This window comes from Bradyrhizobium sp. MOS001 (assembly GCF_004634465.1).
GTDB classification, from domain to species: Bacteria; Pseudomonadota; Alphaproteobacteria; order Rhizobiales; family Xanthobacteraceae; genus Bradyrhizobium; species Bradyrhizobium barranii.
On the sequence record NZ_SPVJ01000028.1, the window covers coordinates 38,924 to 65,081 of the forward strand.

At 64.3% G+C, this 26,158-nt stretch carries 27 protein-coding genes, 1 tRNA gene and 1 pseudogene; 20 read left to right on the plus strand and 9 right to left on the minus strand.

What is annotated here, in order from left to right; all coding sequences use genetic code 11:
- The first annotated feature begins 19 nt into the window (after positions 1 to 19).
- Positions 20 to 148: a hypothetical protein gene (locus CT676_RS46110; protein WP_275552126.1), complete on the plus strand. Its 129-nt coding sequence runs from the start codon at positions 20 to 22 to the stop codon at positions 146 to 148.
- Positions 149 to 260: 112 nt separating this feature from the next.
- On the opposite strand, the gene CT676_RS27860 is transcribed toward CT676_RS46110, so the two are convergent.
- Positions 261 to 350, minus strand: a tRNA-Ser gene (locus CT676_RS27860).
- A 236-nt stretch (positions 351 to 586) separates the two neighbouring features.
- On the opposite strand from CT676_RS27860, the pseudogene CT676_RS27865 reads away from it, so the two are divergent.
- A pseudogene (locus tag CT676_RS27865) lies at positions 587 to 1,442 on the plus strand (alpha/beta hydrolase).
- A gap of 169 nt (positions 1,443 to 1,611) precedes the next feature.
- On the opposite strand, the gene CT676_RS27870 reads toward CT676_RS27865, so the two are convergent.
- Positions 1,612 to 2,745 carry an ROK family protein gene (locus CT676_RS27870; RefSeq protein WP_135215815.1) on the minus strand — a complete coding sequence of 378 codons (1,134 nt, stop codon included), beginning with the start codon at positions 2,743 to 2,745 and terminating at the stop codon, positions 1,612 to 1,614.
- 141 nt (positions 2,746 to 2,886) lie between these two features.
- Here CT676_RS27870 and CT676_RS27875 point away from each other — a divergent pair, with 141 nt between their 5' ends.
- The 5 genes from CT676_RS27875 (at position 2,887) to CT676_RS27895 (ending at position 6,188) form a co-directional block, all read left to right on the plus strand.
- Positions 2,887 to 3,165 (plus strand): hypothetical protein, encoded by a 279-nt coding sequence (locus tag CT676_RS27875; RefSeq protein ID WP_135215816.1) that lies wholly within the window; start codon positions 2,887 to 2,889, stop codon positions 3,163 to 3,165.
- A gap of 21 nt (positions 3,166 to 3,186) precedes the next feature.
- A complete protein-coding gene (locus CT676_RS27880; protein ID WP_167768187.1) occupies positions 3,187 to 4,446 on the plus strand; it encodes a metallophosphoesterase in 1,260 nt (419 codons plus the stop codon).
- A 248-nt stretch (positions 4,447 to 4,694) separates the two neighbouring features.
- Entirely contained in the window at positions 4,695 to 5,084 is a 390-nt protein-coding gene (rplU, locus tag CT676_RS27885; protein WP_063980440.1) for a 50S ribosomal protein L21, read from the plus strand.
- A gap of 97 nt (positions 5,085 to 5,181) precedes the next feature.
- Positions 5,182 to 5,451: a 50S ribosomal protein L27 gene (rpmA, locus tag CT676_RS27890; protein WP_011083253.1), complete on the plus strand. Its 270-nt coding sequence runs from the start codon at positions 5,182 to 5,184 to the stop codon at positions 5,449 to 5,451.
- A gap of 143 nt (positions 5,452 to 5,594) precedes the next feature.
- Positions 5,595 to 6,188 carry a GNAT family N-acetyltransferase gene (locus CT676_RS27895; protein WP_028149983.1) on the plus strand — a complete coding sequence of 198 codons (594 nt, stop codon included), beginning with the start codon at positions 5,595 to 5,597 and terminating at the stop codon, positions 6,186 to 6,188.
- 182 nt (positions 6,189 to 6,370) lie between these two features.
- Here the strand turns inward: CT676_RS27895 and CT676_RS27900 are convergent, their stop codons facing one another.
- Positions 6,371 to 7,285: a DMT family transporter gene (locus CT676_RS27900; protein WP_041960617.1), complete on the minus strand. Its 915-nt coding sequence runs from the start codon at positions 7,283 to 7,285 to the stop codon at positions 6,371 to 6,373.
- A gap of 118 nt (positions 7,286 to 7,403) precedes the next feature.
- Between CT676_RS27900 and CT676_RS27905 the strand changes: the two genes are divergently transcribed.
- The 3 genes from CT676_RS27905 to CT676_RS27915 all read left to right on the plus strand — a co-directional run bounded on the left by CT676_RS27905 (position 7,404) and on the right by CT676_RS27915 (position 10,729).
- Entirely contained in the window at positions 7,404 to 7,886 is a 483-nt protein-coding gene (locus CT676_RS27905) for a MaoC family dehydratase (RefSeq protein ID WP_085399717.1), read from the plus strand.
- Between the two features lie 85 nt (positions 7,887 to 7,971).
- Complete coding sequence (obgE, locus tag CT676_RS27910) at positions 7,972 to 9,012, plus strand: GTPase ObgE (RefSeq protein ID WP_085399699.1); 1,041 nt, start codon at positions 7,972 to 7,974, stop codon at positions 9,010 to 9,012.
- An 82-nt stretch (positions 9,013 to 9,094) separates the two neighbouring features.
- Positions 9,095 to 10,729 carry an alkaline phosphatase family protein gene (locus CT676_RS27915; RefSeq protein ID WP_135215818.1) on the plus strand — a complete coding sequence of 545 codons (1,635 nt, stop codon included), beginning with the start codon at positions 9,095 to 9,097 and terminating at the stop codon, positions 10,727 to 10,729.
- A gap of 134 nt (positions 10,730 to 10,863) precedes the next feature.
- On the opposite strand, the gene CT676_RS27920 is transcribed toward CT676_RS27915, so the two are convergent.
- A complete protein-coding gene (locus tag CT676_RS27920; protein WP_085399700.1) occupies positions 10,864 to 11,829 on the minus strand; it encodes a Bug family tripartite tricarboxylate transporter substrate binding protein in 966 nt (321 codons plus the stop codon).
- Between the two features lie 195 nt (positions 11,830 to 12,024).
- On the opposite strand from CT676_RS27920, the gene proB reads away from it, so the two are divergent.
- Positions 12,025 to 13,146 (plus strand): glutamate 5-kinase, encoded by a 1,122-nt coding sequence (gene proB / locus CT676_RS27925; protein WP_135215819.1) that lies wholly within the window; start codon positions 12,025 to 12,027, stop codon positions 13,144 to 13,146.
- A 19-nt stretch (positions 13,147 to 13,165) separates the two neighbouring features.
- On the opposite strand, the gene CT676_RS27930 is transcribed toward proB, so the two are convergent.
- Both CT676_RS27930 and CT676_RS27935 read right to left on the minus strand, forming a co-directional pair.
- Positions 13,166 to 13,462, minus strand: coding sequence for a type II toxin-antitoxin system RelE/ParE family toxin (locus CT676_RS27930; protein ID WP_063980434.1), 297 nt, complete (start codon positions 13,460 to 13,462; stop codon positions 13,166 to 13,168).
- Positions 13,452 to 13,730 carry a type II toxin-antitoxin system ParD family antitoxin gene (locus CT676_RS27935; protein ID WP_063980433.1) on the minus strand — a complete coding sequence of 93 codons (279 nt, stop codon included), beginning with the start codon at positions 13,728 to 13,730 and terminating at the stop codon, positions 13,452 to 13,454. The genes CT676_RS27930 and CT676_RS27935 overlap by 11 nt, the downstream gene beginning before the upstream one ends.
- A gap of 194 nt (positions 13,731 to 13,924) precedes the next feature.
- Between CT676_RS27935 and CT676_RS27940 the strand changes: the two genes are divergently transcribed.
- From CT676_RS27940 to CT676_RS27980, 9 genes are all read left to right on the plus strand, one after another.
- The gene (locus tag CT676_RS27940; protein ID WP_085399702.1) at positions 13,925 to 15,220 is read left to right on the plus strand and encodes a glutamate-5-semialdehyde dehydrogenase; all 1,296 of its coding nucleotides are present in this window, start codon (positions 13,925 to 13,927) and stop codon (positions 15,218 to 15,220) included.
- Between the two features lie 23 nt (positions 15,221 to 15,243).
- On the plus strand, positions 15,244 to 15,888 hold the full coding sequence (locus tag CT676_RS27945; protein ID WP_085399703.1) for a nicotinate-nucleotide adenylyltransferase: 645 nt from the start codon (positions 15,244 to 15,246) through the stop codon (positions 15,886 to 15,888).
- Positions 15,889 to 16,096: 208 nt separating this feature from the next.
- Positions 16,097 to 16,453: a ribosome silencing factor gene (gene rsfS / locus CT676_RS27950; protein WP_014490594.1), complete on the plus strand. Its 357-nt coding sequence runs from the start codon at positions 16,097 to 16,099 to the stop codon at positions 16,451 to 16,453.
- Between the two features lie 93 nt (positions 16,454 to 16,546).
- Positions 16,547 to 17,029, plus strand: coding sequence for a 23S rRNA (pseudouridine(1915)-N(3))-methyltransferase RlmH (gene rlmH / locus CT676_RS27955; RefSeq protein WP_135215820.1), 483 nt, complete (start codon positions 16,547 to 16,549; stop codon positions 17,027 to 17,029).
- Positions 17,030 to 17,061: 32 nt separating this feature from the next.
- Positions 17,062 to 18,399: a peptidoglycan DD-metalloendopeptidase family protein gene (locus CT676_RS27960; RefSeq protein ID WP_085399705.1), complete on the plus strand. Its 1,338-nt coding sequence runs from the start codon at positions 17,062 to 17,064 to the stop codon at positions 18,397 to 18,399.
- On the plus strand, positions 18,396 to 19,751 hold the full coding sequence (locus CT676_RS27965) for a S41 family peptidase (protein WP_014490597.1): 1,356 nt from the start codon (positions 18,396 to 18,398) through the stop codon (positions 19,749 to 19,751). The genes CT676_RS27960 and CT676_RS27965 overlap by 4 nt, the downstream gene beginning before the upstream one ends.
- A gap of 145 nt (positions 19,752 to 19,896) precedes the next feature.
- On the plus strand, positions 19,897 to 21,120 hold the full coding sequence (locus tag CT676_RS27970; RefSeq protein WP_135215821.1) for a divergent polysaccharide deacetylase family protein: 1,224 nt from the start codon (positions 19,897 to 19,899) through the stop codon (positions 21,118 to 21,120).
- Positions 21,121 to 21,192: 72 nt separating this feature from the next.
- A complete protein-coding gene (locus tag CT676_RS27975) occupies positions 21,193 to 21,696 on the plus strand; it encodes an RNA pyrophosphohydrolase (RefSeq protein WP_063980427.1) in 504 nt (167 codons plus the stop codon).
- A gap of 63 nt (positions 21,697 to 21,759) precedes the next feature.
- Entirely contained in the window at positions 21,760 to 22,260 is a 501-nt protein-coding gene (locus CT676_RS27980) for an RNA pyrophosphohydrolase (RefSeq protein ID WP_063985996.1), read from the plus strand.
- A gap of 136 nt (positions 22,261 to 22,396) precedes the next feature.
- Here CT676_RS27980 and CT676_RS27985 read toward each other — a convergent pair whose 3' ends face one another.
- The 3 genes from CT676_RS27985 to atpD form a co-directional block, all read right to left on the minus strand.
- A complete protein-coding gene (locus tag CT676_RS27985; protein ID WP_085399707.1) occupies positions 22,397 to 24,055 on the minus strand; it encodes an adenylate/guanylate cyclase domain-containing protein in 1,659 nt (552 codons plus the stop codon).
- Between the two features lie 149 nt (positions 24,056 to 24,204).
- Positions 24,205 to 24,612, minus strand: coding sequence for a F0F1 ATP synthase subunit epsilon (locus CT676_RS27990; protein ID WP_071908637.1), 408 nt, complete (start codon positions 24,610 to 24,612; stop codon positions 24,205 to 24,207).
- 89 nt (positions 24,613 to 24,701) lie between these two features.
- Positions 24,702 to 26,144 (minus strand): F0F1 ATP synthase subunit beta, encoded by a 1,443-nt coding sequence (gene atpD / locus CT676_RS27995; protein WP_063980424.1) that lies wholly within the window; start codon positions 26,142 to 26,144, stop codon positions 24,702 to 24,704.
- Positions 26,145 to 26,158: the final 14 nt, after the last annotated feature.

A 26,158-nucleotide genomic window follows, 5' to 3' on the forward strand; every position in this document is an offset into this window, starting at 1 on the left:
TGACGCGAAGGATTCGAATATGTCGACGAAGGCCGACCAAGACCTGGCCGGCAATGGCGCAATCCGCGACGCACTGAACCGGCGGGAAAACGGAAAACTGGGTCAAGGATTGGAGGCAAGGAAAATCTGCAAGGATTCGTCTGGCTGACGGGACGCCAGGGTGGTGTATGCTGGGTGCTCCACAAGGGTGCTACACAGACGTTCACCGGGCCTGCCAAATAACCTTATTTTGCTGGGCTTTCCCGAGATCTTCGATCAAGTGGCGGAGAGGGAGGGATTCGAACCCCCGATAGGCTTGCACCTATGCCGCATTTCGAGTGCGGTGCATTCAACCACTCTGCCACCTCTCCTGAAGGCGCCAAGTAAGGAGCAGGGCCCCTGTGGTTGGGGGCGTTAATAGGCGAGGATGGCGGGCCAGACAAGGCGCGAAAGGGGAAAATCCGCTGCCTCTTTCAGCCCCCACCCCGGAGCCGTCTCCGGTCCGATGAATCCGAACGGGGCTCCAGCTTCTTGTTTTGACGCGTTTTATTGACGCGAACCGGGTCTACTTCGCTCGAAAGCGCTCTCATCGCCGGGAGGAACTGCCGTGGAGCATCTGACGATCAACGCCAATGGCGCCGATTTCCACCTGGTCCGCGCTGGGCGAGGCAAACCGCTGCTTTTGCTGCATGGTTGGCCGGAATTCTGGCTGACCTGGGAGCCGGTGATATCAAGGCTTTCGGACCGGTTCATGCTGATCGCGCCCGATCTGCGCGGCTTCGGCGACAGCGACAAGCCGGACGGGCCTTTTGGGCCGGACGGCGGACATGCTGGCGCTGATGGACGGGCTCGGCATCGAGCGATTCGCCGTGGTCGGCCACGATGTCGGCGGCGCCGTGATGCAGCCTTTGGCCCGGCAGGCGCCCGAGCGGCTCGCGGGGCTGTTTTTCTTCGACTTCGTCTATCCCGGCATCGGGCCGCGCATGGCGGCGCCTGATCGACTCAACCACATCTGGTATCAGTCTTTCCATCAGATGGAGATAGCCGAGCGGCTCGTCGGCGCGAGCCGCGAGAGCTGCCGGCTCTATATCGGTCACTTCCTCAAGGGTTGGGCGCATCGGAAGAGCGCCTTCGACGATGTTCTCGACGCTTTCGCCGACAATTTCTTCAGAGAAGGCAACCTCGCCGGCGGCTTTGCGCATTATCGCGCCTCGCATGCCGGACGGGTTGCGATGATGAAGGGCGAAGCCCCGCAGCTGGCACCGATCAACGTGCCGACCCGCGTGCGCTGGGCCGAGCACGATCCGCTGTTTCCCTATGCCTGGACCGATCGTCTCGGCGAGACGTTTGGCGATCTCGATCTTGCGATGTTTCCGGGCGTCGGCCACTTCCCGCATCGGGAAGATCCGGATCGCGCGGCCGCGGAGATCGCGGCGTTTTTTCAGCGGATCGGCTGGAGCTGAAGACAGGGGTGGGACCGCCAGACGCGGTAAACACTGGCGGTCCCGTGCCGCTCATTGAAATACTGGCTGGGAAGGGCGGCTTCGCCGGCCAGGGTGAGGCGACGATTCGACCCTAGCGAGTGTCCTGTGCGCCGCAACGCAATCCGGTCCTTAACCTAACCAGTCAAGGTTACTCCTTGTCCGCCTTACTCTTTTTCTTGCCGTTCTCAGTAGAATCCCGGTCTTTTCCGTTGCCGTTCTCCTTGCGGCGGTTGGTGAAGCGCGCATTGCCGAGCCCGGTGCCGATGGTGAGCACGCCCCAGCGATCGACATCCTGCATGAACGGCACCTCGGAGAGGCCCTGAACCACGCCGTCATTGTGCATCAGGATCGCGGTGTCGTGCTCGCCGATCTCGGGGATGCCCTCGATCAGGCTCGCCGGCAGGTTGAACTTGCTGCTCTCCCAATTGCCCGGCAGGTTTTGGGCGCCCTTCTCGATCGAGCCGTCCTCGTTGATCACGCCGGGACAGGCGATGCCGATGAAGGGCGCGAGCTTGAAGCCGTCTTTCTCAGCCTCGGTGATCAGCCCCTTCAGCATCTTGATGAGCCGCTTCACCGCACCCTCGCGGGTCGGCTCGTCATCGGCATGACGCCACAGCTCGGATTTCACGACCTTGGCCTTCGAGAGGTCCTTGGCCTTCTTCCAGCCGGTCTCCACCAGGCCGCAGCGGATGTTGGTGCCGCCGATGTCGACGGCGAGGATGCTGTCATGGGCCTCGAAGATCCAGGACGGCGCCAGATGCAACGCGCCGATCAATCCGGCTTCATCGGGATGGGCGCGGATCGGCACCATGTCGATCTTGAAATCCTCGGCCTTGAGGATGATCCCGGTGCGCGCGATCGCAAGCTCCCCGAGCCGTGAATCGCGGAAGCCGCCGCCGACGACGATGCGCTCGGTCTTGGCCCAGGCCTTGCTCTTGAGGAAGCGACGGGTGACGTAAGCGAGCTCCTGGGCAAAGTCCTCGATGGCGCTATGCACCACGGCCCAGGCCTCGGTGTCATCGCCGATCAGGATGGCGTCCAGCGTCTTCTTGCTGATCTCATCCGATGGCTCCTTGCCGAACGGGTCCTCGCCGGACTTGCGCAGCGGCTTGCGCCAGCGCTCGAGGATGTCGCGAAACGCGCCCTTGCTGGCGCGGTCGCCGAGGAAACCGTCCTCGTCCTTCATCTCGATGTTGAAGCTGTCGATATCCACCGACGGCAGCCGCGCCGCGCCGTGGGCGGCGATGCCCGTCGTCGTCTTGACCAGTTCGTCCGTTGCCATGAAAGCCCTGCCCGATCGCGAAAATCCAGTGGGACAACAAACGGGAACCCGTTTGGTTGCGTTGCCCATGGCACAGTTCTGGCCACGTCCGGGGATACATGGTATATTGTTCACCCTCAGATTGCGGGGGAGGTGGATCGAATGGGAATCGCCTTCGACCTGGCCACCGTCAACTGGTTGGCCCATCTGCTTCAGCCTGGCGGACACATTCCCCGGCGTGCCGCGCCTGATGAGCACGAATCGCTGGAAATGTTCCTAAGCCAATTGCCGGAGCGTTTTGTCTCCTCTCGCGGCAACGAGGACAAGGTGCGCCGGGTCGCTGAGGCGGCACGTGAGCAATTGAGCCGGATTCCCTACGGGCAGGAGATTCCCCTTCAACTCCTCGAGTCGCTGCAGCAACTGCTTTCGCACTATCCCTAAATCAGCATGATCGTGCCATCGATGAAGAATGTGGAGCTGGATCGTTTTCTGGCCTCTCGAGAATTTCTTCACGATCTCGTCCATGAGGTGAAGTGGCAAGACGACGGCCTGATCATGCAGCCCCGGGATCTCGACGATCACCCGCAAGCGCTGCTGGACGTCTTCCCCCCATTTCAGACTGCGTTGAACGCAATGACGCGGTGGCCCGGGCTGCTGTTCTGGAGACCCAACAAGGATTCCGTGTTTCTGCCCTTTGCAGGCAAGACGCCGGCTGCTGTCCGCGAATGCGCGGGATGGGCGTTGTCCAACCTCAAGATTTCCAGGTTTCGCGGATTAAAGACATTCGAGGCCGAATATTTCAGGAGATTTCCAGAGGCCAGAGCTACTGCAGCATCAACCACGACGCTGCTGCATATCAGCGACCTTCACATCGGAAGCACCGAGGCAGCGACGAGCTTGCCCCGCCTGCAACAACTGTTGCGGAATCAAATCCACGAGATACCGAATGGGCAAAAGGTCGTTTTGGTCATCAGCGGCGATCTGATCGACGATCCCAAAGACGAGTACTACAATTCGGCGCGACAGTTCCTCGACACAGCGCAAAACCTCACGGAGGAACCACCGATCCTCGTTTTGGGCAACCACGACGTCCGAACAGATGGCTATCTGAGCGAAAACCTGAGAAACGCGATCAAGCTCCCGACAAATCGCGTGCGATGGTTCGATGATCGGCCTCTTGGTCTGGTCTGCTTCAATTCAGTGGCCGGCGGCCGTCTGGCCGCGGGCAAGATTGGGCCGGAGCAATTTGCCGACGTTGGCAACGAAATCGACCACAAGCGCGATTGGCGGGATCACACGCTGGTTGGCGTACTCCATCATCATCCGCTCCCGGTCGATAATCCCGCCTGGTATGCAAGGCCGTTCTACGAGCGGATACTGGGACGATTTTTCGAGAAGACCGACCAGCTTGAGGACGCCACCGATTTCGTGGACTTCGTCCGCCAGCGTCGATTTGCCGCCGTGCTTCACGGGCACAAGCATATCCCTCGCGTTGCGTCGATACCGGGACCACCTCCGATCGCGGTTTTGGGATGCGGAAGTTCCGTCGGAAAGGTCCCGACCAATGATGGGAGGATCTTCCTGTCCATCAACCGCATCGACGTCAATCACCAGACCGGGTCCTTGTCGTGCCGGCTGATGGCCGAGCGCACCCTGGGGGCGGGCATGAGCCAATGGGACCGATGGGAGAGCCACGAGATCCTCCATGCGCAGGCCCTGTAACCTCCTGGATTGCGGGTGAATTGCCCTAAACTCTTCGGTTTTCGGCGCTTTTCCTTGACTCTCCGCGTCCGGCGGCTATAAGTCCCGCAACCGGCGCGGGGCGTTTCTCGCGCTGTTTGTTTTTGCGTGGGTTTTCAAAGGGATAACTCCCGCCCGCACAAAACGCGCATAAACCCATAGCGACTGACAAAAAGCCGGCCCGGACGATTCTCGTCGCGAGGCCGGGATTTGAACACGGAGAAAAAACGATGTTCGCAGTCATCAAAACCGGCGGCAAGCAATACCGCGTCGTGCCGGATGATGTTCTCGAAGTAGGCAAGATCGAAGGCGAAGTCGGCTCGATCATACAGCTGAATGAAGTGCTGGTGCTCGGCGGTGACACGCCGGTCCTGGGCGTCCCGACGGTCGCAGGCGCGTCCGTTGCGGTCGAGGTGCTCGACCACAAGCGCGGGCCGAAGGTCATCGCGTTCAAGAAGCGCCGCCGCAAGAATTCGCGCCGCAAGCGCGGCTATCGCGACGAGATCACGGTCCTCCGTATCTCCGAGATCCTGACAGACGGCGCCAAGCCCACCAAGGGCCCGCGTCCGAAGCGGGAGAAGGTCGCCAAGGAAGCGACCACCGAAGAAGCCGCCGCATAATTTGATCACGCGCAATCACGAATTGATGCGTGAGAAATTGTGAAATGATTCCGTCAAGGAATTGATCTAGAAATACGCAGGATTTTGGAGACGAGCCATGGCTCACAAAAAAGCAGGCGGATCATCGCGCAACGGTCGCGATTCGAAGGGCAAGCGCCTCGGCATCAAGGCGTTCGGCGGCGAAGTCGTGATTCCCGGCAACATCATTGCGCGTCAGCGCGGCACCACCTGGCATCCCGGCCTTAATGTCGGCATGGGCACGGACCACACTCTGTTCGCCAAGATCGAGGGTCGCGTCACGTTCCAAGCCAAAGCCAACGGCCGCACATTCGTATCGGTACTCCCGATCGCCGAGGCGGCTGAATAGACGGTGGACCAAATTTGGAGTCCGCCGGGTCCTTGACCGAACCGGCGGAGTCCACAAGACGGCTCCAGGGGAGGCAGGGAAACCGGCCTCCCCTTTCGTTTGACTTGCTCACTTTTCACTTAGTGACTTTGACGGAGCCGGACATGTTGCAGGATTTCTCGAGCGTGACCTTGCGGGAGGCGAGACCGAGCGTCGTCGCCACCGAGCGGCTGACGTTGCGGCGCCCGACTCTCGCCGACGTCAGGACCATCGCCCACCTCGCCAACGACCGCCGTGTCGCGGAAAACACCCGTCGCCTTCCACACCCCTATTCGCAGGACGACGCCGTCGAATTCGTCCGCGCCACCGCCGCGCTCGGCAGCGAGACCGTGTTCCTGATCGAGCACGACACCGGGCCGGTCGGCATGGTCGGCATCGACCGCTCCACGCCCGACAATGCCGAGCTCGGCTACTGGCTCGGCGTCGAGCATTGGGGCCAGGGCTTTGCCACCGAGGCCGCGCGCGGCGCGATCGATTTCTTCTTCGAGGAGTTCGAGGACGATCATCTCTATGCGGGTGCGCGCGTCACCAATCCGGCCTCGCGCAACGTGCTGGAGAAGTGCGGCTTCCAGTGGAGCGGCGTCCAGCTGCATCGCTTCCTCGCGCTGGGCTCGTCCACGCCGGTCGATTGCTTCCGCCTGTCACGCGGCGTGTGGTCGTCGCTGAAGAACTGGAGCAGTGCGCGACGGATGCGGTAGGGCGCGCGGCCACATACACTGCTGTCGTCCCGCGGCGCGACAAAGTCGCGAGCCCGGGACCCATAACCCCAGGGAGAAGTGTGGGACAAAGCTCCCACTCCCAGTTATCGCAAAACGACGTCCTGTGGGTATGGGTCCCGGGCTCGCGCTTCGCGCGCCCCGGGACGACGGTGTGGCTGCAGCTACGCTGGCGGATTCACCTCGTTGCTCGGGCGGCCGAGATCGCGTTCGCGCAAGTAGATGTAGAACCCAGCGCCGATGATGATGGCGGCGCCGATGATGGTGGCAATCGACGGCACGTCGCCGAACACGACGAAGCCGAAGATCACGGCCCAGACGATCATCGAATATTGATATGGCACCACGACGCTCGCCGGTGCCAGCTTGAGCGAGCGGTTGACGCAGAACAGCGCCGTCACCGAGACGCACCCCGCCAGCGCGAAGATCGCGAGGCTGCCCGGTGTCGGCGGCACCCAGTGGAATGCCGACAGCACGGCACCCAGCGAGAACGTGCCGATGAATTGCGACGACGCCATCACGATATCGGGCGTCTTGCGCAGGCTGCGCGTGATCAGCATCAGGGTCGCAAACGACAGACTGCCGCCGAGCGCGATCAGCGCCGGCAGGCTGACCGTCTGGGCCGACGGCCGCAACGCGATCAGCACGCCGCAGAAGCCGATCAGGATCGCCGTCCAGCGCCGCCAGCCGACCTTCTCGCCCAGAAAGATCGCCGACATCGCGGTGACGAAGATGGGGCCCGCGAGATAATAGGTGATGACGTCGGCGAGCGGCAGATAGACCGTCGCGAGGAAGAAAGCGGCCACTTCCAGCGTCGACAGCACGACGCGAAACAGCTGCAGGCGCGGCCGCTCCAGATGCAGGAACTGGTGGCGCTGCCGCCAGACCAGCGGCGACAGCAGCAGCAGCGCGGCGCAGGCGCGCAGGAACAAGAGCTGCCCCACTGAATAGGTCCCGACGAGGAACTTGCCCATGGCGTCGCCGAACGAGAACATGAAGATCGACAGCACCATCAGCGCAATGCCGGCAAGGCGTGCGGAGCGGTCGTCATAGGCGGAGAGATTCTTGAAGAAGGGCATTGGCGCCGTTTTAATCACGTGGGCGCGCCGGACAAGCCCGCATCTGCTGATTGAACGGATTGTCGCACTATTCGCGGCGCGATAGCGATAGACGCCTCCCGAACCAGAGAGCATGGACATGACCGAATTCGACCCGACGCGGCATCGCATGATCCCCGCGCAACGCTGGTTTGAGGATTTCGTGGTCGGCGAGCGCTTCGTGCTGCCGAGCCGCACCCAGACCTCGGCGGTGTTCGCCGCCTTCCAGACCGCGAGCGGCGACACCCATCCCGTGCATTACGACGTGGAATATTGCCGCAGCCGCGGCATGCCGCATCTGCTCGCCCACGGCTTCCAGACCTTGATCCACACGGCGCCCGGCGCGGGCCTGTTTCCGTTCATGGTCGAGGACTCCCTGGTCGGCTTCCTCGAGCAATCGAGCCGGTTCCTCAAACCGGTGTTCGCCGACGACACCATCTATCCCGCGCTCGAGGTCACGGAGCTGGTGCCAGGTCGCACGACCGGCGCGGTGACGCTCAAAAGCACCGTATTCAACCAGCGCAAGGAGCTGGTGCTGGAGGGGATGCAGAAATTCCTGATCCGGAGACGGCCTGCGGGTTAAGCACGGGGCCAAATTCGCAGGATTTCGGCCGATTCAGGGATAAGTCCGGGTTGCCGCGCGGGACCGCCTGCCCTACCTATGGCCCATGAAATTCCTCGACGAAGCAAAGGTCTATATCCGCTCCGGTGACGGCGGGAACGGCTGCGTGGCGTTCCGCCGCGAGAAGTTCATCGAATTCGGCGGTCCTTCCGGCGGCAATGGCGGCCGCGGCGGCAACGTGGTCCTCGAGGTCGCCGACGGCCTCAACACGCTGATCGACTACCGCTACCAGCAGCATTTCAAGGCCCAGAAGGGCGAGAACGGCTCGGGCTCGGACCGTCATGGCGCAAACGGCAAGGCGATCGTGCTGAAGGTCCCCGTGGGCACGCAGATCTTCGACGAGGACCGCGAGACCCTGATCCACGACTTCACTGATGTCGGCGAGAAGTTCGTGCTGGCCGAGGGCGGCAATGGCGGCTTCGGCAACGCGCATTTCAAGTCCTCGACCAACCGCGCACCACGCAACGCCAATCCCGGCCAGCCCGGCGAGGAGCGCTGGATCTGGCTGCGACTGAAACTGATCGCGGATGCCGGACTGGTCGGCCTGCCCAATGCCGGCAAATCGACCTTCCTTTCCAAGGTCAGCGCGGCGAAGCCGAAGATCGCCGACTATCCCTTCACCACGCTGCATCCGCAACTCGGCGTCGTGAATTCCGACGGCCGCGAATTCGTGCTGGCGGACATTCCCGGTCTGATCGAAGGCGCGCATGAAGGCGCCGGCCTCGGCGACCGCTTCCTCGGCCATGTCGAGCGCTGCCGCGTGCTGCTGCATCTCGTCGATGCGACCTGCGAGCATGCCGGCAAGGCCTACAAGACGGTTCGCAACGAGCTCAATGCCTATGGCGGCCTGCTCACCGACAAGATCGAGATCGTCGCGCTGAACAAGATCGACGCGGTCGAGCCGGACGAGTTGAAGAAGCAGAAGGACCGGCTGAAACGCGCCGCCAAGAAGACACCGCTGCTGCTCTCCGGCATCACCGGCGACGGCGTGAAGGAAGCGTTGCGCGCGCTTGTCGAAGTGATCGGCGAGGCCCCGGTATCGGCCAAGGCGAAGAGCGCGGCCGAAGCGGAGCCGTGGTCGGCGTAATCCGACGCGCTCAAGCGGCCCGCTTGTCTTCGCTGGCGCGATAGCGCAGCATTAAAAGATCAAGAAACGGCAGGGGCGAAGCATGGCGCGCGCGAAGAACGTTCTCTGGATCATGTGCGACCAGCTTCGCTACGACTATCTCGGCTGCACCGGCCATCCCACGCTGAAAACGCCCAACATCGACGCCATGGCCAAGCGTGGCGTGCTCTTCAGCAAGGCGTATGTGCAGTCGCCGATCTGCGGCCCGTCGCGGATGTCGTTCTACACCGGGCGCTACATGCGCTCGCACGGCTCGCACTGGAACGGCTGGCCGCTGCGCGTCGGCGAGCCCACGCTCGGCGACCACCTCAAAAAGATCGGCGTGTGCAACGTGCTGGTCGGCAAGACCCACATGGCGCCCGATCTCGAGGGCATGAAGGCGCTTGGCATTCCGCCGGAATCGATGATCGGCGTGCACGTCGCCGAATGCGGGTTCGAGCCTTATGAGCGTGACGACGGCCTGCATCCGACGGGACGGCCGCGCCCGAAATACGATGAGTACCTGCGCAGCCAGGGATTCGAGGCGCCCAATCCCTGGGAGCATTGGGCGAATTCAGGCGCAGCGGACGACGGCTCCCTGCAGAACGGCTGGCTGCTGGTGCATGCCGACAAGGCCGCGCGCGTGCCGGACGAGCATTCCGAAACGCCCTACATGACGCGGCGCGCGATGGACTTCATCAGCGAGGCCGAGACCGACGGCAGGCCGTGGTGCCTGCACCTGTCCTACATCAAGCCGCACTGGCCCTATATCGCGCCCGAGCCCTATGCGAGCATGTATTCGACCGATGACATGATCCCGGCGATCCGCTCCGAGCGCGAACGCCAGAATCCGCATCCGGTGTTCGGCGCCTACATGGACATGCGCTACTCCCGCAACATGGCGCGCGACGAGGCTCGCGAGAAGGTGATCCCGACCTATATGGGCCTGATCACCCAGATCGACGACCAGATGGGCGTGCTGATGAAGTTTTTGGAGGCGCGCGGCCTGCTGGACACCACCATGATCGTGTTCACGTCCGATCATGGCGACTATCTCGGCGATCACTGGATGGGCGAGAAGGATCTGTTCCACGAACAGTCGGCGAAGATTCCGTTGATCATCATCGATCCGTCGAAGGAAGCCGACGCCATGCGTGGCACCCGCAGCGACGCGCTCGTGGAAGGCATCGATCTCGCGCCGACCTTCGTCGATTATTTCGGCGGCAAGGTGCCGGGCCACATCCTCGAAGGGCGCTCGCTGCTGCCGCTGCTGCGCGGCGAGAGGCCGTCCGACTGGCGCACGGTCGCGTTCTCCGAATACGACTACGCCATGCAGGATGTGCGGCTGAAGCTGAACCAGCCGATCGAGCGCTGCCGCCTGTTCATGGTGTTCGACGGCCGCTGGAAATACATCCACGCCTCCGGCTTCCGTCCGATGCTGTACGATCTCGAAGCCGATCCGGACGAGTTTCTGGATCGCGGCGACGATCCGGAGTGTGCCGGCATCATCGCTCGCCTTCAGGCCGAGCTGTTCGACTGGGCGCTGCATCCCAACGACCACATCACCACGCCGCGCGAGAAGATCGCGAACTATGCCGACAACCAGCTCCAGGTGAAGGGCGGGATCCTGATCGGTGTCTGGGACGAAGCCGAGCTCGCGTCGATCAAGGACGGGATCGCGCAACGCGCGAAGCTCTAAAACCCCTCATGGTGAGGAGGCGCGACAGCGCCGTCTCGAACCATGCAGGCCCCGCTGCTACAGCCGGGCCTTTCATCCTTCGAGATGCCGCTCCGCGGCTCCTCAGGATGAGGGGATAGAGTAGCGCGCGGCGTTCAATTCTCGATCTTGTACCCCGTCGCCTTCACGATCGGCTGCCAGAACGCCGTGTTCGCGGCGAGCTCCTTGGTCAGCCCATCCGCATTGCTGCCGACCGGGATCAGCCCGATCGCGGTGAGCTTCTCATTCACCTCGGGCCTGGCGAGCGCAGCGCTTGCGGCTGCGCCGAGCTTGCTGGCGAAGTCCGGCGGGCTGCCGGCGGGGAGCCACATGCCGTACCAGGCGTCCGCGACGAGATCGATGCCGCTCTCCTTCAGTGTCGGCACCTCGGGTGCGAAGGGCGAACGCTCCGCGCTCGCGACCGCGATGATCTTCACGCCCTTGGCGCGGTGCTGCGGCAGCGCATCGGCCAATGTCACGATGCCGAACGACAGATGGCCGCCGATGAGATCGTTGAGGATAGGCGCGCTCCCGCGATAGGGCACGCGGGTCAAGGGAATGCCGAGATCCTTCTCGAGCTTGGAGCCCATGAAATGCGGAATGGTGCCGTTGCTCGGCACCCCGAACGACGTCTTGTCCGGATGCGCCTTCAGCCACGCCACGAATGACTTGAAATCGGCAGCGTCAATCGCCGGGCCGATCACGACTGCGAATTCGAACCGCGCCAACAGCGACACCGGCATGAAATCCTTCGCCGTGTCGAAGCTCGGCGTCGTCTCCACCATCGGCAGCAGGTACATGGTCGGCCCGGTCGTCACCAGCACCATGCTGCCGTCGGCACTCGCGCCCTTCACCGCCTTGATACCGATCTGGCCGTCGCCGCCGGTACGGTTCTCGACGACGATGGTCCGTTGCAGCGCCGGCGCCATCTCCTGCGCGATCAGCCGGCACAGCGTGTCGCCGCCCGCTCCCGCCGCGAACGGGAAGATCATCTTTGTCAGCCCGGCCTGCGCTTGCGATCCGCCCGCCTGCGCCAACAGCGGCAACCCGAGACATCCGGCGATGAAGTTGCGGCGATCCATCGGTTTCCTCTTTGAGCCCATTATGGTTGGCGACAATTAGAGCCAGGCGAGCGTCCCGGACAAGCGCCGTTTACCATTTCGGCCGCCTTGCGCCGGCCATCGTCCTGCTGCAAAAGCAGGCCTTAACCGGCGCCGCCTGTCGCTCCGCCGTTTCCGATGCAGAGCAGTCCGTCACACGCGCCAACACATACACACATGCCCAGCCCCGAACTCAGTCAATTCCGCCGCATCGTCGTCAAGGTCGGCTCCGCCCTGCTGGTCGATTCCGACAAGGGCGAGGTGCGCGCCTCCTGGCTCGCCGCGCTCGCCGACGACATGGCCAAGCTGCATCGCGAGGGCCGCGACGTGCTCGTCGTCTCCTCCGGGTCGATCGCGCTCGGCCGCAGCCGGCTGAAATTGCCGCGTGGCCCGCTGAAGTTGGAGGAGAGCCAGGCGGCCGCCGCCGTCGGCCAGATCGCGCTAGCGCGGATCTGGTCAGAGGTGCTCGGCGCCCACGGCATCGGCGCGGGGCAGATCCTGGTCACGCTCCAGGACACCGAGGAGCGCCGCCGCTATCTCAATGCGCGCTCCACCATCGGCAAGCTGCTGGAATGGCGCGCGATCCCCGTCATCAACGAGAATGACACGGTCGCCACCAACGAGATCCGCTACGGCGACAATGATCGCCTCGCCGCGCGCGTCGCCACCATGGCGAGCGCCGATTTGCTGGTGCTGCTGTCCGACATCGACGGGCTCTACGATGCCCCGCCGAAGAACAATCCGAACGCAAAACTCATTCCCGTGGTCGACAGCATCTCCTCGGAGATCGAGGCCGTGGCAGGCGACGCCGAGTCCGAGCTGTCGCGCGGCGGCATGCGCACCAAGGTCGAGGCAGCCAAGATCGCGACCACAGGCGGCACGCATATGCTGATCGCCTCGGGCAAGATCGAGCATCCCCTGCAGGCGATCGCCGACGGCGGCCGCTGCACCTGGTTCCTGACGCCGGCCAACCCCATCACCTCGCGCAAGCGGTGGATTGCGGGCACGCTGGAGCCGAAAGGCACGCTGACCATCGATGCCGGCGCCGTGACGGCGCTGCGTGCCGGCGCCAGCCTGCTGCCGGCCGGCGTGATCAAGGTGGAAGGCCAGTTCGCCCGCGGCGATGCGGTGATCGTGCGCAGTCCTGATACCAGCGAGGTCGGCCGCGGCCTGATCGCCTACGATGCCGAGGTCGCCGAACGGATCAAGGGCCGCTCCTCCCCGGACGTGATGGCCATCCTCGGCATCAGCGGGAGGTCCGAGATGATCCACCGCGACGATCTGGTGGTGGGTGGGTAAGGACGAGCAAGTCCGCCAACTATTGCATGTCGTCAGAGCCGATATCCTGGCGGCCGTGCATCACGCGGACGATCTCGACTCCATCGGGCAGCGGGACATAGAAGATCACGTAATTGCCAACGGGGAAGCTGCGCAGGCTGTCGCGCAATTCTCGCCGTTCGCGGCCAGCCAAGGGATTTTCCACGAGCATCTCGAAAATCTCGCCGATGCGCGCGATCTGCTTGTCGGCCGCCCGAACGCTGTCCGACGCGATGAAATCCCAGATCGAATCTAGATCTTGGTCGGCTTGTGGGGCCTTGCGGAATCTATTCGCCACGTTTGCGCGCGGCCAGTCGCTGCCGTCCCCGCGCCTTGATGTCGTTCATCCATTCCTGGACATCGACCTCTTCCATTGGTCCGCTGTCAAACCCCTTCTGGATTTCCTCCCGCAGCGCCTCCAGCTTGACCCTGCGCCGCTCTTCACGCTCCTCGACTAGGCGAAGGCCTTCGCGCATGACCTCGCTCGCGGTGGCATAGCGGCCGCTCTCGACCAGATCGTCGATCAGGTCCTCGAAATGCTTTCCAATGCTGTAGCTGCTCGCCATGGAACGGCTCCGTTATCAAGTAATGATATTTATTGATATTTGAGCGCCTCGCAAGGATCCGTCCGGCCTCGGGGGCAACCAGGCCATTGGCCGACCGGGCGGCGCGAACCGGGCCCCAGCCATACCCTCCCGACCCTTCGCAGACGCGGGATTTCCGTGCTAGGACACTGCCTTAGCAGAAGGTTGAACTCTCCATGGCCGCCCCCCTCAAAGCCGTCGACGGCAATGCCGATCTCCAGGCGCTGATGTCCGATCTCGCCGCCCGTGCCCGCGCTGCCGCGCGCGTGCTGGCGCTGGCGCCGCCGGAGCAGAAGAACCGGGCGCTCGAGGCCATGGAGCGGGCGATCCGCGCGAACTCTGCCGCGATCCTTGCCGCCAATGCCGAGGACGTCGCGGATGCCCGGGCCTCGGGCACCATGATCGCCTCCTTCATCGACCGCCTGACACTGACACCTGCGCGCGTCGAGTCGATGGCCGAGGGCATCGGTATCGTGCGCGGCATCGCCGATCCGATCGGCATCGTCACCGAGAGCTGGCAGCGGCCGAACGGCATGACCATCGAGCGCGTGCGCGTTCCGCTCGGCGTCGTCGGCGTGATCTTCGAGAGCCGGCCGAACGTTGCGGCGGATGCCGGCGTGCTGTGCCTGAAATCCGGCAATGCCGTGATCCTGCGCGGCGGCTCCGACAGTTTTCGTTCGTGCCGCGCGATCCATGAATGTCTCGTCCAGGGCCTGCGTGACGCCGGGCTCCCCGAAGCGGCGATCACGCTGGTGCCGACGCGCGACCGCGCGGCGGTCGGCATGATGCTGTCAGGGCTGGACGGCGCCATCGACGTGATCGTTCCGCGCGGAGGCAAGAGCCTCGTCGCGCGCGTCGAGCAGGAGGCCCGCGTGCCCGTGTTCGCGCATCTCGAAGGCGTCAACCACGTCTATATCGATGCCAGCGCCGACCTCGCCATGGCGAAGTCGATCGTGCTCAACGCCAAGATGCGCCGCACCGGCGTCTGCGGCGCGGCCGAGACGCTGCTGGTCGATCGCGCCGCCGCCGCCAAAAACCTGAAGCCGCTGGTCGAGATGCTGATCGAGGCCGGCTGCGAAGTGCGCGGCGACGACGCCGTGCAGAAGACCGATGCGCGCGTCAAGGCTGCCAGCGAAGACGATTGGGACACTGAATATCTTGACGCGATCATCGCGGCGAAGGTGGTGGACGGTGTCGACGGCGCGATCGCGCATATCCAGAACCACGGCTCGCATCACACCGACGCGATCGTGAGCGCGGATGAGGCTGCTGCGAGGAAATTCCTGAGCGAGGTCGATTCCGCGATCGTGCTGCACAATGCCTCAACGCAGTTCGCCGATGGCGGCGAGTTCGGTTTCGGCGCCGAGATCGGCATCGCCACCGGCCGATTCCACGCCCGTGGTCCGGTTGGCGCCGAGCAGCTCACGAGCTTCAAATATCGCGTCCACGGCACAGGTCAGACGCGGCCGTAAGTCATGTCGCGAGGCGTGGGGCATTGAGTAACAATTTCGTCGCGCCACGTTTCTTCGCGCAGGCCATTCCGCCCTACACCGAAGGCATGCGCGTCGGCCTGCTCGGCGGCTCGTTCAATCCGCCGCACGAGGCCCATCGCGCCATCAGCCAGTTCACGCTGAAACGCCTCCGACTCGACCGCGTGTGGTGGCTGGTGACGCCGGGCAATCCACTGAAGGAGAACGGCACGCTGCATGAGCTCGGCGCGCGCATGCAGGCCGCGCGCGACGTCGCCGACGATCCCAGGATCGAGGTGAGCTGTCTCGAATCCGTCATTCGTACCCGCTATACTATCGACACGATCAACACCTTGCGCCGCCGCCTCAGCGGCCTGCGCTTTGTCTGGATCATGGGCGCCGACAATCTCGCTCAATTCCATCGTTGGCAGCACTGGCGGCGCATCGCCGACCAGGTGCCGATTGCGGTCATCGATCGCCCGCCGCAGAGTTTTCGCGCCCTCGCCTCGCCCGCTGCCCAGGCCCTTGCACGCTACCGCGTGCCCGAGACGGACGCGGCATTGCTTCCGGATCGGCCGGCGCCGGCCTGGGTCTTTCTGACGGGGTTGAAACTGAACCTGTCCTCGACCGGCTTGCGGAACCCGGACGGGAGCTGGAAAGGTCCGAAGTGAGACGGAGTGTGTGGACGTTGTGGGGATTTCGGACTCTCTGGCATATTGAAACCCTTAACCCCACATGATGTAGTGTAACCAGTGAGCGTCGGATTCGGCGTTCGCGATACAGTGAAAGGAATGGTCCCTGACCACATCTGTATTGTCCAAGTCTGTTTTACCCAAGGTAGCGAAACCGGCGCGTAAAACATCGACCAAAGCTGCGGCCTTGAAGGCGCAACCCGACGCCGACAAGACGCTGAGCCTGATCCTCTCCCGCCTCGACGACATGAAGGCGGAAGAGACGGTCACCATCGACCTTCGCGGCAAATCGGCGTACTCCGACTACATGATCGTTACCACCGGCCGGGTGAACCGGCATGTCGGCGCGATCGCGGACAACGTCGCCAAAGGCCTCAAGGAAAACGGCATCAGGAACATCCACGTCGAGGGCTTGCCCAATTGCGACTGGGTGCTGATCGATTCCGGCGATGTGATCGTGCACGTGTTCAGACCCGAGGTCCGCGAGTTCTACAATCTCGAGAGATTGTACACCCAGGGCCCTGGGGCGGCGAAGGCGATCTAGGCTCATCGAGCCGATTTCGAATCGGCTGACGCGCATGCTAGCGTCGTGCGCGCGCATATTGCGCGCGGTCTTGAAACACGACCTGAAGATATCATGCGCGTTGCTGTCATTGCGGTGGGCCGGCTGAAGCAGGGCCCCGAACGGGAGCTTGCCGACCGCTATTTCGAGCGGTTCGACGAAGCCGGCCGCAAGCTCGGATTCCGCGAGCTCAGCATCCACGAAATCCCCGAAAGCCGCGCGCGCGACACCGCGACTCGGATGGCCGAAGAGGCCGCGGCGATCGGTGCTCATATCCCGGAAAAATCGATCCTGGTGGCGATGGACGAGCGCGGCCAGAATCTCGACTCCACCGTATTCGCACGGCACCTCGGGCGCTGGCGCGACGAGGGTGCCGGACATACTATCTTCGTGATCGGAGGGGCGGACGGACTTTCGCCCGAATTGCGCCGTAAGGCCAAGCTCGCGATCGCGTTCGGCTCTGCGACCTGGCCGCACCAAATGGTCCGCGTCATGCTTCTGGAACAGCTTTATCGGGCCGCCACCATTCTGGCCGGCCACCCCTATCACCGCGCGTGATGCGCGCACAACGAGCACCTTTGCGTAAAGCGATGCGAGCGCCGATCCTCAACCTGCTGCTGATCGCCGGCGTCACGGGCGCAAGCCTCGCGCAAGCTCAGACGCAAGGTCAGACAATTGCGCCCGCGCCACAGACGGCGGCTGTCTCGCCCGATGCAATCAAGCAGCGCGAGCAGGAGCTCGAGGCCGCCCGCGCGAGGCAGAAGAGCGCCGAGGAAGCGCAGGCCAAGCTCAAGGCCGAGATCACCTCGCTCGGCCAGGACCGCACCCAGCTCAATCAGCAGCTGATCGATACCGCAGCCAATGTGCGGACCGTCGAGACCAAGATCGACGAAGCCGAAGCGCGGCTGCGCTCGCTCAACGGCCGCGAGCAGCAGATGCGCACCTCGCTGGAGTCGCGCCGCGCCGACATCGTCGAGGTGCTGGCGGCCCTGCAGCGCGCCGGCCGGCGCACGCCGCCGGCGCTGTTGGTGCGGCCAGAAGATGCGCTGCAATCACTGCGCACCGCCATGCTGCTCGGCGCCGTGGTGCCGGAATTGCGCGGCCGCGCCGAGAAGCTCGCGGGCGACCTCGGCGAGCTCGTGGCCTTGCGCAAGAACATCGCCGCCGAACGCGACCAGCTTGCCATCGACCGCGACAAGGTCCGCAACGACCAGACCCGGCTTACCGCCCTGGTCGACGAGCGGCAGCGCCAGCAGGCGTCGCGTGAAAAGGATCTCGACGCCGAGAACTCGCGCGCCATCGCGCTCTCCAGGCAGGTCGGCGATCTCCAGGGGCTGATCACCAAGATGGAGCAGGATCTGCAGAGCGCCGCCAAGGCCGCCGAGAAGGCGGCCGAGGCCGCCAAGCAGGCCGAGGCCAAGGCGGCCGCCAGTGCCAAGCCCGGTCCGGGCACTTTCAAGGACCGGTCCCGGACCACCCCGGCGATCGCCTTCGCCGCGGCCAAGGGGCTCCTGCCACTGCCGGTTAACGGTAACAAGATCAGGGATTTTGGCGGTTCCGATGGGGTCGGCGGTGTCCAGAAGGGCATTTCGCTGGCAACCAGGCCCGGCTCCCAGGTCACGACGCCGTGTGATGGCTGGGTTGTCTATTCCGGCCCGTTCCGCAGCTATGGACAACTCTTGATCCTCAACGCCGGGGGCGGGTATCATGTCCTGATCGCCGGGATGGAGCGCATTTCGGTTAACATCGGTCAGTTTGTGCTCACGGGGGAACCGGTCGCGACCATGGGGTCGACCTCTCAAGTCGCCTCCATTCTCGCCACGAACGCGAGTCAACCTGTGCTGTATGTCGAGTTCCGTAAGGACGGCACTCCAATCGATCCAGGCCCATGGTGGGCCGCAAATGAAGGCGAGAAGGTTCGCGGATGATGCGCAAGACTTCAGTTATCCTCCTCAGCGCGGCCACCGGTGCTGCGCTGACGCTGTTCGTGACCCAGCCGCGCGCGGTCTTCATGGGCTCCAGCGCGCGAGCCGCAACTGCAGACACCTATCGCCAGCTCAATCTGTTCGGCGATGTGTTCGAGCGCGTGCGCTCGGACTATGTCGAGAAGCCCGATGACACGAAGCTGATCGAATCCGCCATCAGCGGCATGCTCACCGGCCTCGATCCGCATTCGAGCTACATGGACGCCAAGAGCTTCCGCGACATGCAGGTGCAGACCCGCGGTGAGTTCGGCGGCCTCGGCATCGAAGTCACGATGGAGGACGGCCTGATCAAGGTGGTCTCGCCGATCGACGACACCCCCGCTTCGCGCGCCGGCGTCATGGCCAACGACATCATCACCAATCTCGACGACGAAGCCGTGCAGGGCCTGACCCTGAACCAGGCGGTCGAGAAGATGCGCGGTCCGGTCAACACCAAGATCAAGCTCAAGATCATCCGCAAGGGCCAGGACAATCCGATCGACGTCACCCTGGTGCGCGACAACATTCGCGTCCGCTCGGTGCGCGCGCGCATCGAGGCCGACGACATCGCCTATATCCGCATCACCACCTTCAACGAGCAGACCACCGAAGGCCTGAAGCGCGAGGTCGCCAACCTCTCGAATCAGATCGGCGACAAGCTCAAGGGCTACATCATCGACCTCCGCAACAACCCGGGCGGCCTGCTCGAGGAAGCGGTCACCGTCTCCGACTCGTTCCTGGAGAAGGGCGAGATCGTCTCGACCCGTGGCCGCAATGCCGAGGAGACCCAGCGCCGCACCGCGCATGCGGGCGACCTCACCAAGGGCAAGCCTGTCATCGTGCTGGTCAATGGCGGTTCCGCTTCGGCATCGGAAATCGTCGCCGGCGCGCTGCAGGACCACAAGCGCGCGACCATCGTCGGCACGCGCTCGTTCGGCAAGGGCTCGGTGCAGACGATCATTCCGCTCGGCTCTGGCAACGGCGCGCTGCGCCTGACCACGGCGCGCTACTACACGCCGTCGGGCAAGTCGATCCAGGCCAAGGGCATCGTGCCCGACATCGAAGTGCTCCAGGACGTGCCGGACGAGCTGAAGTCGCGCACCGACACCAAGGGCGAGGCTTCGCTGCGCGGCCATCTCAAGAACGACGGCGACGAGAAGACCGGCTCGCAGTCCTACGTCCCGCCGGACGCCAAGGACGACAAGGCGCTCAAGCTCGCGGACGATCTGCTCCACGGCATCAAGAACAGCGCCTCCGCGGCGCCGACGCCGGGCGACAACAAGGCCACGACCGACAAGCCCAAAGCGGCGAACTAAGTCGGCGCGTCACCTCATCTCTCGAAAAGGGCGGCTCCGGGAGCCGCCCTTTTTGCTTGGGGCTCCTGCTACCCCCGGCCTATCCCGGCCTGACGCCGCTTGACCTCGGCGTGGTATCGTCGGCGGGAGTGATTCGGGATCTCGCATGACTGAAACGGCCGATGATCTGAGCGCCCCGCTCGGACAGGACAAGCCGCGCCGGAAACGGCGGCTGCGGCTGCCGTTCACAGCCATGCAGGCCCTCGCGGTCATGCTCGGCCTGTTCCTGGTCGCCTTCGCCGGCTTCGCCATCTTCAACAAGGATCCGCTCGGCGGCGAGCCGATGACGCGGATTGCGATCCGCGAGCCCAGGGCCACCGACGAGAAGCCGGCCGCCGCGAGCCCTGGCCAGGAGAGCAAGCCAGAGAACAAGCACGAGGCCAAGGAAGCGCCGAAGCAGGCGGGCGAGCAGAAGACCGTCACCATGATCGACGGTTCCACCGGCACGCGCCACGACGTGGTGATCGGTGGCGGCGATGCCGCCGACAAGGGCGACGCGGCGGCCGCCTCCGCCCCTCCGCCCGTCATGGCCGGGATCGACCCGAAACTGCTGGAAAAATCGCGCTACGGCATGATCCCCGTGACGGCCGAGGGCGCGAAGCCGTTCAACGTCTACGCGGCGGATGCCGACCGCGCCAAGGCGGCAAAGATGCCTGTGGTCGCGATCCTGATCGGCGGCCTCGGCGTCGGCGCGGCCAAGACCACCGACGCGATCATGCGGCTGCCGCCGGCGGTGACGCTGGCCTTCACGCCCTATGGTGCCGACCCCGGCAAGCTCGCCGAGCGGGCCCGCGCCCAGCGCCACGAGATCTTCCTCCAGATCCCGATGGAGCCCTACGACTTCCCGGACAACGACCCGGGCCCGCAGACGCTGCTGACCTCGCTCACCACCGACCAGAACATGGACCGCCTGTACTGGCACCTGAGCCGGATGCAGGGCTATGCCGGCCTCACCAATTTCATGGGCGCCCGCTTCGTGGCGACCGACGCCGCGATGCAGCCGATCATCCGCGAGGCGGCCAAGCGCGGCCTCGGCTTCTTCGACGACGGCTCCTCGCCGCGCAGCATCGCGCCCCAGGCCGCGGGCAGCCAGGCGATGCCGTTCGGCAAGGGCGATATCGCGATCGACGTGGTGCCGACCCCGGCAGAGATCGACCGCGCCCTGAACAAGCTCGAATCAATGGCGCGCGAGCGCGGCGTCGCAATCGGCACCGCCTCCGCCCTGCCGGTCTCGATCGAGCGCATCAGCAGCTGGACCAAGACATTGAGCGACCGTGGTATCCTTTTGGTGCCGTTGACAACCGCGATGCTGAAATCAAAATCTAGCTAAATCAACGGATTGGTACGTTACGGGCCCTCGGGACCGGCATACCCACCAAAAGCACGCGAGAGGTCTGGCGGAATGGCACGTTACGAGGATCTGCCCTACCGTACCTGCGTCGGTGTGATGCTGATCAACATGAAGGGTCTGGTGTTCATCGGCCGCCGCGCCGGTGGCATCGAGCATGTCGACGACGCCCATGTCTGGCAGATGCCGCAGGGCGGCGTCGATCCCGGTGAGGACACCTGGGATGCCGCCAAGCGTGAGCTCTATGAGGAGACCAGCGTGCGCTCGGTCGAGCGGCTCGGCGAGGTCCCGGACTGGCTCGTCTACGACATCCCGCGCACGGTTGCCGGGCGCGCCTGGAAGGGCCGCTATCGCGGCCAGCGCCAGAAATGGTTCGCGGTCCGGTTCACCGGCAAGGACAGCGAGATCAATGTCGAGAAACCCGGCGGCGGCCACAAGGCCGAGTTCGTGAGCTGGCGCTGGGAGCCGATGAAGAACCTGACCGGTTTGATCATCCCGTTCAAGCGCCCGGTCTACGAGCGCGTGGTGAAGGAATTTTCCGCGCTGGCGGATGAATAAATCAAATCGTCATCCCGGGTTCGGTGCTAATGCATCGCCGGAATGACGATGAAAGACGCGCGCGTGACCAATCAAAAACCCTACCGTCCCAACGTGGGGATCGCCCTCTTCAATGCCGATGGCCGCGTGCTGATCGGCCACCGCTTCAAGGGCGACGGCCCCGAGATCATCCTGCCGGGCCTCGACTGGCAGATGCCGCAAGGTGGTGTCGATGAGGGCGAGAACCTGCGCGATGCGGCGCTGCGCGAACTTTGGGAAGAGACCAGCGTCAAGAGTGCGGACTATCTCGGCGAGACAGACTGGCTGACTTACGAGTTCCCGCCCTATGACGGGCCGCAGACGCACCGGCTGGCGAAGTTCCGCGGGCAGCGCCAGAAATGGTTCGCGCTGCGCTTCACCGGTCGCGATGACGAGATCGATCCGCTGACGCCGCGCAACGAACAGCCCGCGGAGTTCGACGCCTGGCGCTGGGAGCGGCTCGACCGCGTCACCGAGTTCGTGGTGCCGTTCCGTCGCGACGTCTACCGCGCGGTCGCGCAGCAGTTTGCGCCCTTCGCAAACTAAAACCGCGAAAACAACCCCATGCACAGTAGCCGGCGATTGCAGGCGCGGTGGGCGGTGGTCGTTGCGAAGTTTTTGAAGCGTCGGAGAGAATCGGCCGCACGGCGCAATCGTCGTGCCGGCCTATGTCCAGCAAGCTCTAATTGGTCGGTCCGACCGTGAACGGGCCGATCGCGATGACGTGGCAATCGCTGTCGCGCTTGGCGCAGTCGGCGAGCGCGGAATTGACGGCGGTCTGCTCGTCCGCGGCCTTCAGGCCGAGGCCCGGCCGGCCCGCGGTCCCGACCGCGACTGCGTTCCAGCCCATGCCATCGGCGAGCTTGCGCACGACCTCGGCGCGCGCGTCGGCGGCGATCGAGGCGTTGGAAGCGGCATGGAAGAAGCCGGTGATCCTAAGCAGGGTCGGGATCGGCACGACGAAATTGTCGTCGACCGCGACGATCAGACAGGCCATGCCGGCGATGGCGCCGCACGATTCCAGCGAACGCCGCGCCGAATCGTCGACGGATGACGCGCCCAGCACCATGAAATATTGACCGCCCGGCCCGAGCGCGATCGCGCGGGATTTCGCCGCCGGCACGAACATGTTCTCGAGCCGGACTTTTGCCGGATCGCGCACCATAGGAAAATCTTTCGGCACGAAGGCCCGCTCGGTCATGGCGTCGTGGCGCACCCAGGGCTGCGGCGGCATCGGCGGCTTGCCGTGCGTGTAGACGACGTCGTTGCCGACCGCATAGAGCTCGCAGCGCCGCGGCGATTGCGCGGCATCGGCGCGCTTCTGGCATTGCTCGAGCGCCATGTTGCGCGCGGCTTCCTCGGTCGGCTGGTTCAACGCCGCGCCTGTGAAGCCGCCGATATTGAGCGCGAAGGCCTTGTAGTCGCCGGAGGCGGAATAGTCGCCGGCCAGATAGTTGCGGATGCGCTCGTTGATGAAGGGCACGCTGTCGACGGCAAGCTTGCCTGACAGCGGCGCGGCGGATGGCGAGGGCGCAGGCATCGGCGCCATCGCAGCGCCGGCTGGGCTCATCGGAGCCATCGGCGCCTTTGCCATCTGGGTCGGCATCGGGCTCGGCGCCACGGCATCTGCCGGCGCTGCGCTCGGCGTCGCGGCCGGCGCGGCCGCGGCGGTGACCGCCTGCTTGAGCTTGGTGTTGTAGAGGAAGCCGGTGACAAGGATGGCGACGACCGAGACGACGGCGACCACCAGCGGCCACATCCACACCGGTGCCGCGGCCAGCTTGGAGGCGGGCTTCTTCACTTTCGGCGTGGCGTAAGTGCCGTCCTCGCGCCGCATCGCCACCATGTAGGCGTGCACCGGCGTCGGGATGTTCTTGACCTCCTGCGCGCCGATGTCGGCGAACTGCACCGACAGCTTGTTGGCGACCTGCTCGTGCACGGCGCGGGAGACGCAGATGCCGCCGACCTCGGCGAGGCCTTCGAGCCGGGCGGCGATATTGACGCCGTCACCGAGCAGATCGCCGTTGCGCTCGACCACGTCACCGATGGTGATGCCGATGCGGAACGACATCTGCCGGCTCGGCGGATAGGCCATGTTGCGGGTTCGCAGGGATTCCTGGATGTCGATCGCGCAGCGCACCGCATCGACCGCGCTCGGAAATTCCGCGAGCACGGCGTCGCCCGCCGTGTTGAAGATGCGTCCGTTGGCTTTCGCGATGAAGTCGTCGATGACCTCGCGATAGGAGGCGAGACGCCGCAGCGTCTCCTCTTCGTCTTCCGCGACCAGTCTTGAGTAACCGGCAATATCGGCTGCGAAAATCGCTGCGATCTTGCGTTTCATCTGCTGCCAGCCCCGAAACAAATTCGCGGGCGCAGAATGCCGCTATCGGCGGCGCGGTGCAACAAAGTTTCAGCGCCCGCCACTTCCGTGACGAGCGCTGAACCTGTTCAGGAATTTGTAGCTTGAGCCCCGGAGCAGTGCACCGGGGCTTAGTGCATAGCCGTGCTGTTGAGCTGCTGCTGGATGCTCTTGAAGTGGTCGAGCCGCTCGATGGCCTGATCGAGCTCGCCGCCTTCGTGCTCCTTCAGGCCGTCTTCCATCTCGGAGATGGTCGCGGCGAACTGGGCACGGTCGAGTTCGTCGAGCGACGTCGCGACGTCGGCGAGCACGGTGAGGCCCTTCTCGGAGACTTCGGCGATACCGCCGAGCACGATGATCTTCACGTGCCTGCCGCCCGTGGTCACGGTGAGGATGCCGGGCCGGATCGCAGCCACGACCGGCGCATGTCCCGCCAGCACGCCGAAGTCACCCTCGACGCCGGGGATATCGACCTGATCGACCTGACCCGAGAATGCGAGCTTTTCCGGCGAGACGAGATCGAAGTGGATGGTGGCCATTGGAAACCTGCGAATGGTGAGTAGCGAACGCGCGAGTGGCGAGCAGCGAATGGCGAATAGATTCTACTCGCCATTCGCTATTCGCCAGCTTAGGCGGCTTCCGCCGCCAGCTTCTTGCCCTTCTCGACTGCCTCTTCGATGGTGCCGACCATGTAGAAGGCTGCTTCCGGCAGGTGGTCATACTTGCCTTCGCAGAGGCCGCGGAAGCCCTTGATGGTGTCCGCGAGGTCGACGAACTTGCCGGGCGAGCCGGTGAAGATTTCGGCGACGTGGAACGGCTGCGACAGGAAGCGCTCGATCTTGCGGGCGCGGGCCACCGTCAGCTTGTCCTCTTCCGAAAGCTCGTCCATGCCGAGAATGGCGATGATGTCCTGGAGCGACTTGTAGCGCTGCAGCACCTGCTGGACCTGACGCGCGGTGTCGTAGTGCTCTTGGCCGACGACGAGCGGCGAGAGCATGCGCGAGGTCGAGTCGAGCGGGTCCACCGCGGGGTAGATGCCCTTTTCCGAGATCGCGCGGTTCAACACCGTGGTCGCGTCCAGATGCGCGAACGAGGTCGCGGGCGCCGGGTCGGTCAAGTCGTCGGCCGGAACGTAGATGGCCTGCACCGAGGTGATCGAGCCCTTCTGCGTGGTGGTGATGCGCTCCTGCAGCGCGCCCATGTCGGTGGCGAGCGTCGGCTGATAACCCACCGCCGAAGGAATACGGCCGAGCAGCGCCGACACTTCCGAGCCGGCCTGGGTGAAGCGGAAGATGTTGTCGACGAAGAACAGCACGTCCTGGCCCTGGTCGCGGAAGTGCTCGGCGACGGTGAGACCGGTGAGGCCGACGCGGGCGCGGGCGCCCGGCGGCTCGTTCATCTGGCCGAACACCAGCGCGCACTTGGATTTCACGCTCGGATCCGGATTGTGCGGATCGGCGTTGACCTTGGACTCGATGAACTCGTGATAGAGGTCGTTGCCTTCGCGGGTACGCTCGCCGACGCCGGCGAACACGGAGTAACCACCGTGCGCCTTCGCGACGTTGTTGATCAGCTCCTGAATCAGCACGGTCTTGCCGACGCCGGCGCCGCCGAACAGGCCGATCTTGCCGCCCTTCGCATACGGAGCAAGAAGATCGACGACCTTGATGCCGGTGACGAGAATTTCAGCTTCGGTCGACTGGTCGGTGTAGCTCGGCGCTTCCTGGTGGATGGCGCGGAGACCTTCGGACTTGATCGGGCCGGCTTCGTCGATCGGCTCGCCGATGACGTTCATGATGCGGCCGAGCGTGCCGTCACCCACCGGAACCGCGATCGGCTGGCCGGTGTCGGTCACTTCCTGGCCGCGCACCAGACCTTCGGTCACGTCCATCGCGATCGTGCGGACGGTGGACTCACCGAGATGCTGCGCAACTTCCAGCACGAGGCGGATGTTGCCGTTCCGGGTTTCCAGCGAATTGAGAATGGCGGGCAGGTGGCCCTCGAACTGCACGTCGACGACGGCGCCCATGACCTGGGTGACGCGACCGACCTGGTTAGCTGCTGTAGCCATGAATAGCTCTCCTT

What these genes read in the sequence shown, in the direction of transcription:
- CT676_RS46110 (WP_275552126.1), top strand. Translation starts at nt 20, where the DNA reads ATGTCGACGAAGGCCGACCAAGACCTGGCCGGCAATGGCGCAATCCGC.
- CT676_RS27870 (WP_135215815.1), bottom strand. Translation starts at nt 2,745, where the DNA reads ATGGCAACGGACGAACTGGTCAAGACGACGACGGGCATCGCCGCCCAC.
- CT676_RS27875 (WP_135215816.1), top strand. Translation starts at nt 2,887, where the DNA reads ATGGGAATCGCCTTCGACCTGGCCACCGTCAACTGGTTGGCCCATCTG.
- CT676_RS27880 (WP_167768187.1), top strand. Translation starts at nt 3,187, where the DNA reads ATGAAGAATGTGGAGCTGGATCGTTTTCTGGCCTCTCGAGAATTTCTT.
- rplU (WP_063980440.1), top strand. Translation starts at nt 4,695, where the DNA reads ATGTTCGCAGTCATCAAAACCGGCGGCAAGCAATACCGCGTCGTGCCG.
- rpmA (WP_011083253.1), top strand. Translation starts at nt 5,182, where the DNA reads ATGGCTCACAAAAAAGCAGGCGGATCATCGCGCAACGGTCGCGATTCG.
- CT676_RS27895 (WP_028149983.1), top strand. Translation starts at nt 5,595, where the DNA reads ATGTTGCAGGATTTCTCGAGCGTGACCTTGCGGGAGGCGAGACCGAGC.
- CT676_RS27900 (WP_041960617.1), bottom strand. Translation starts at nt 7,285, where the DNA reads ATGCCCTTCTTCAAGAATCTCTCCGCCTATGACGACCGCTCCGCACGC.
- CT676_RS27905 (WP_085399717.1), top strand. Translation starts at nt 7,404, where the DNA reads ATGACCGAATTCGACCCGACGCGGCATCGCATGATCCCCGCGCAACGC.
- obgE (WP_085399699.1), top strand. Translation starts at nt 7,972, where the DNA reads ATGAAATTCCTCGACGAAGCAAAGGTCTATATCCGCTCCGGTGACGGC.
- CT676_RS27915 (WP_135215818.1), top strand. Translation starts at nt 9,095, where the DNA reads ATGGCGCGCGCGAAGAACGTTCTCTGGATCATGTGCGACCAGCTTCGC.
- CT676_RS27920 (WP_085399700.1), bottom strand. Translation starts at nt 11,829, where the DNA reads ATGGATCGCCGCAACTTCATCGCCGGATGTCTCGGGTTGCCGCTGTTG.
- proB (WP_135215819.1), top strand. Translation starts at nt 12,025, where the DNA reads ATGCCCAGCCCCGAACTCAGTCAATTCCGCCGCATCGTCGTCAAGGTC.
- CT676_RS27935 (WP_063980433.1), bottom strand. Translation starts at nt 13,730, where the DNA reads ATGGCGAGCAGCTACAGCATTGGAAAGCATTTCGAGGACCTGATCGAC.
- CT676_RS27940 (WP_085399702.1), top strand. Translation starts at nt 13,925, where the DNA reads ATGGCCGCCCCCCTCAAAGCCGTCGACGGCAATGCCGATCTCCAGGCG.
- rlmH (WP_135215820.1), top strand. Translation starts at nt 16,547, where the DNA reads ATGCGCGTTGCTGTCATTGCGGTGGGCCGGCTGAAGCAGGGCCCCGAA.
- CT676_RS27960 (WP_085399705.1), top strand. Translation starts at nt 17,062, where the DNA reads ATGCGAGCGCCGATCCTCAACCTGCTGCTGATCGCCGGCGTCACGGGC.
- CT676_RS27965 (WP_014490597.1), top strand. Translation starts at nt 18,396, where the DNA reads ATGATGCGCAAGACTTCAGTTATCCTCCTCAGCGCGGCCACCGGTGCT.
- CT676_RS27970 (WP_135215821.1), top strand. Translation starts at nt 19,897, where the DNA reads ATGACTGAAACGGCCGATGATCTGAGCGCCCCGCTCGGACAGGACAAG.
- CT676_RS27975 (WP_063980427.1), top strand. Translation starts at nt 21,193, where the DNA reads ATGGCACGTTACGAGGATCTGCCCTACCGTACCTGCGTCGGTGTGATG.
- CT676_RS27985 (WP_085399707.1), bottom strand. Translation starts at nt 24,055, where the DNA reads ATGAAACGCAAGATCGCAGCGATTTTCGCAGCCGATATTGCCGGTTAC.
- CT676_RS27990 (WP_071908637.1), bottom strand. Translation starts at nt 24,612, where the DNA reads ATGGCCACCATCCACTTCGATCTCGTCTCGCCGGAAAAGCTCGCATTC.
- atpD (WP_063980424.1), bottom strand. Translation starts at nt 26,144, where the DNA reads ATGGCTACAGCAGCTAACCAGGTCGGTCGCGTCACCCAGGTCATGGGC.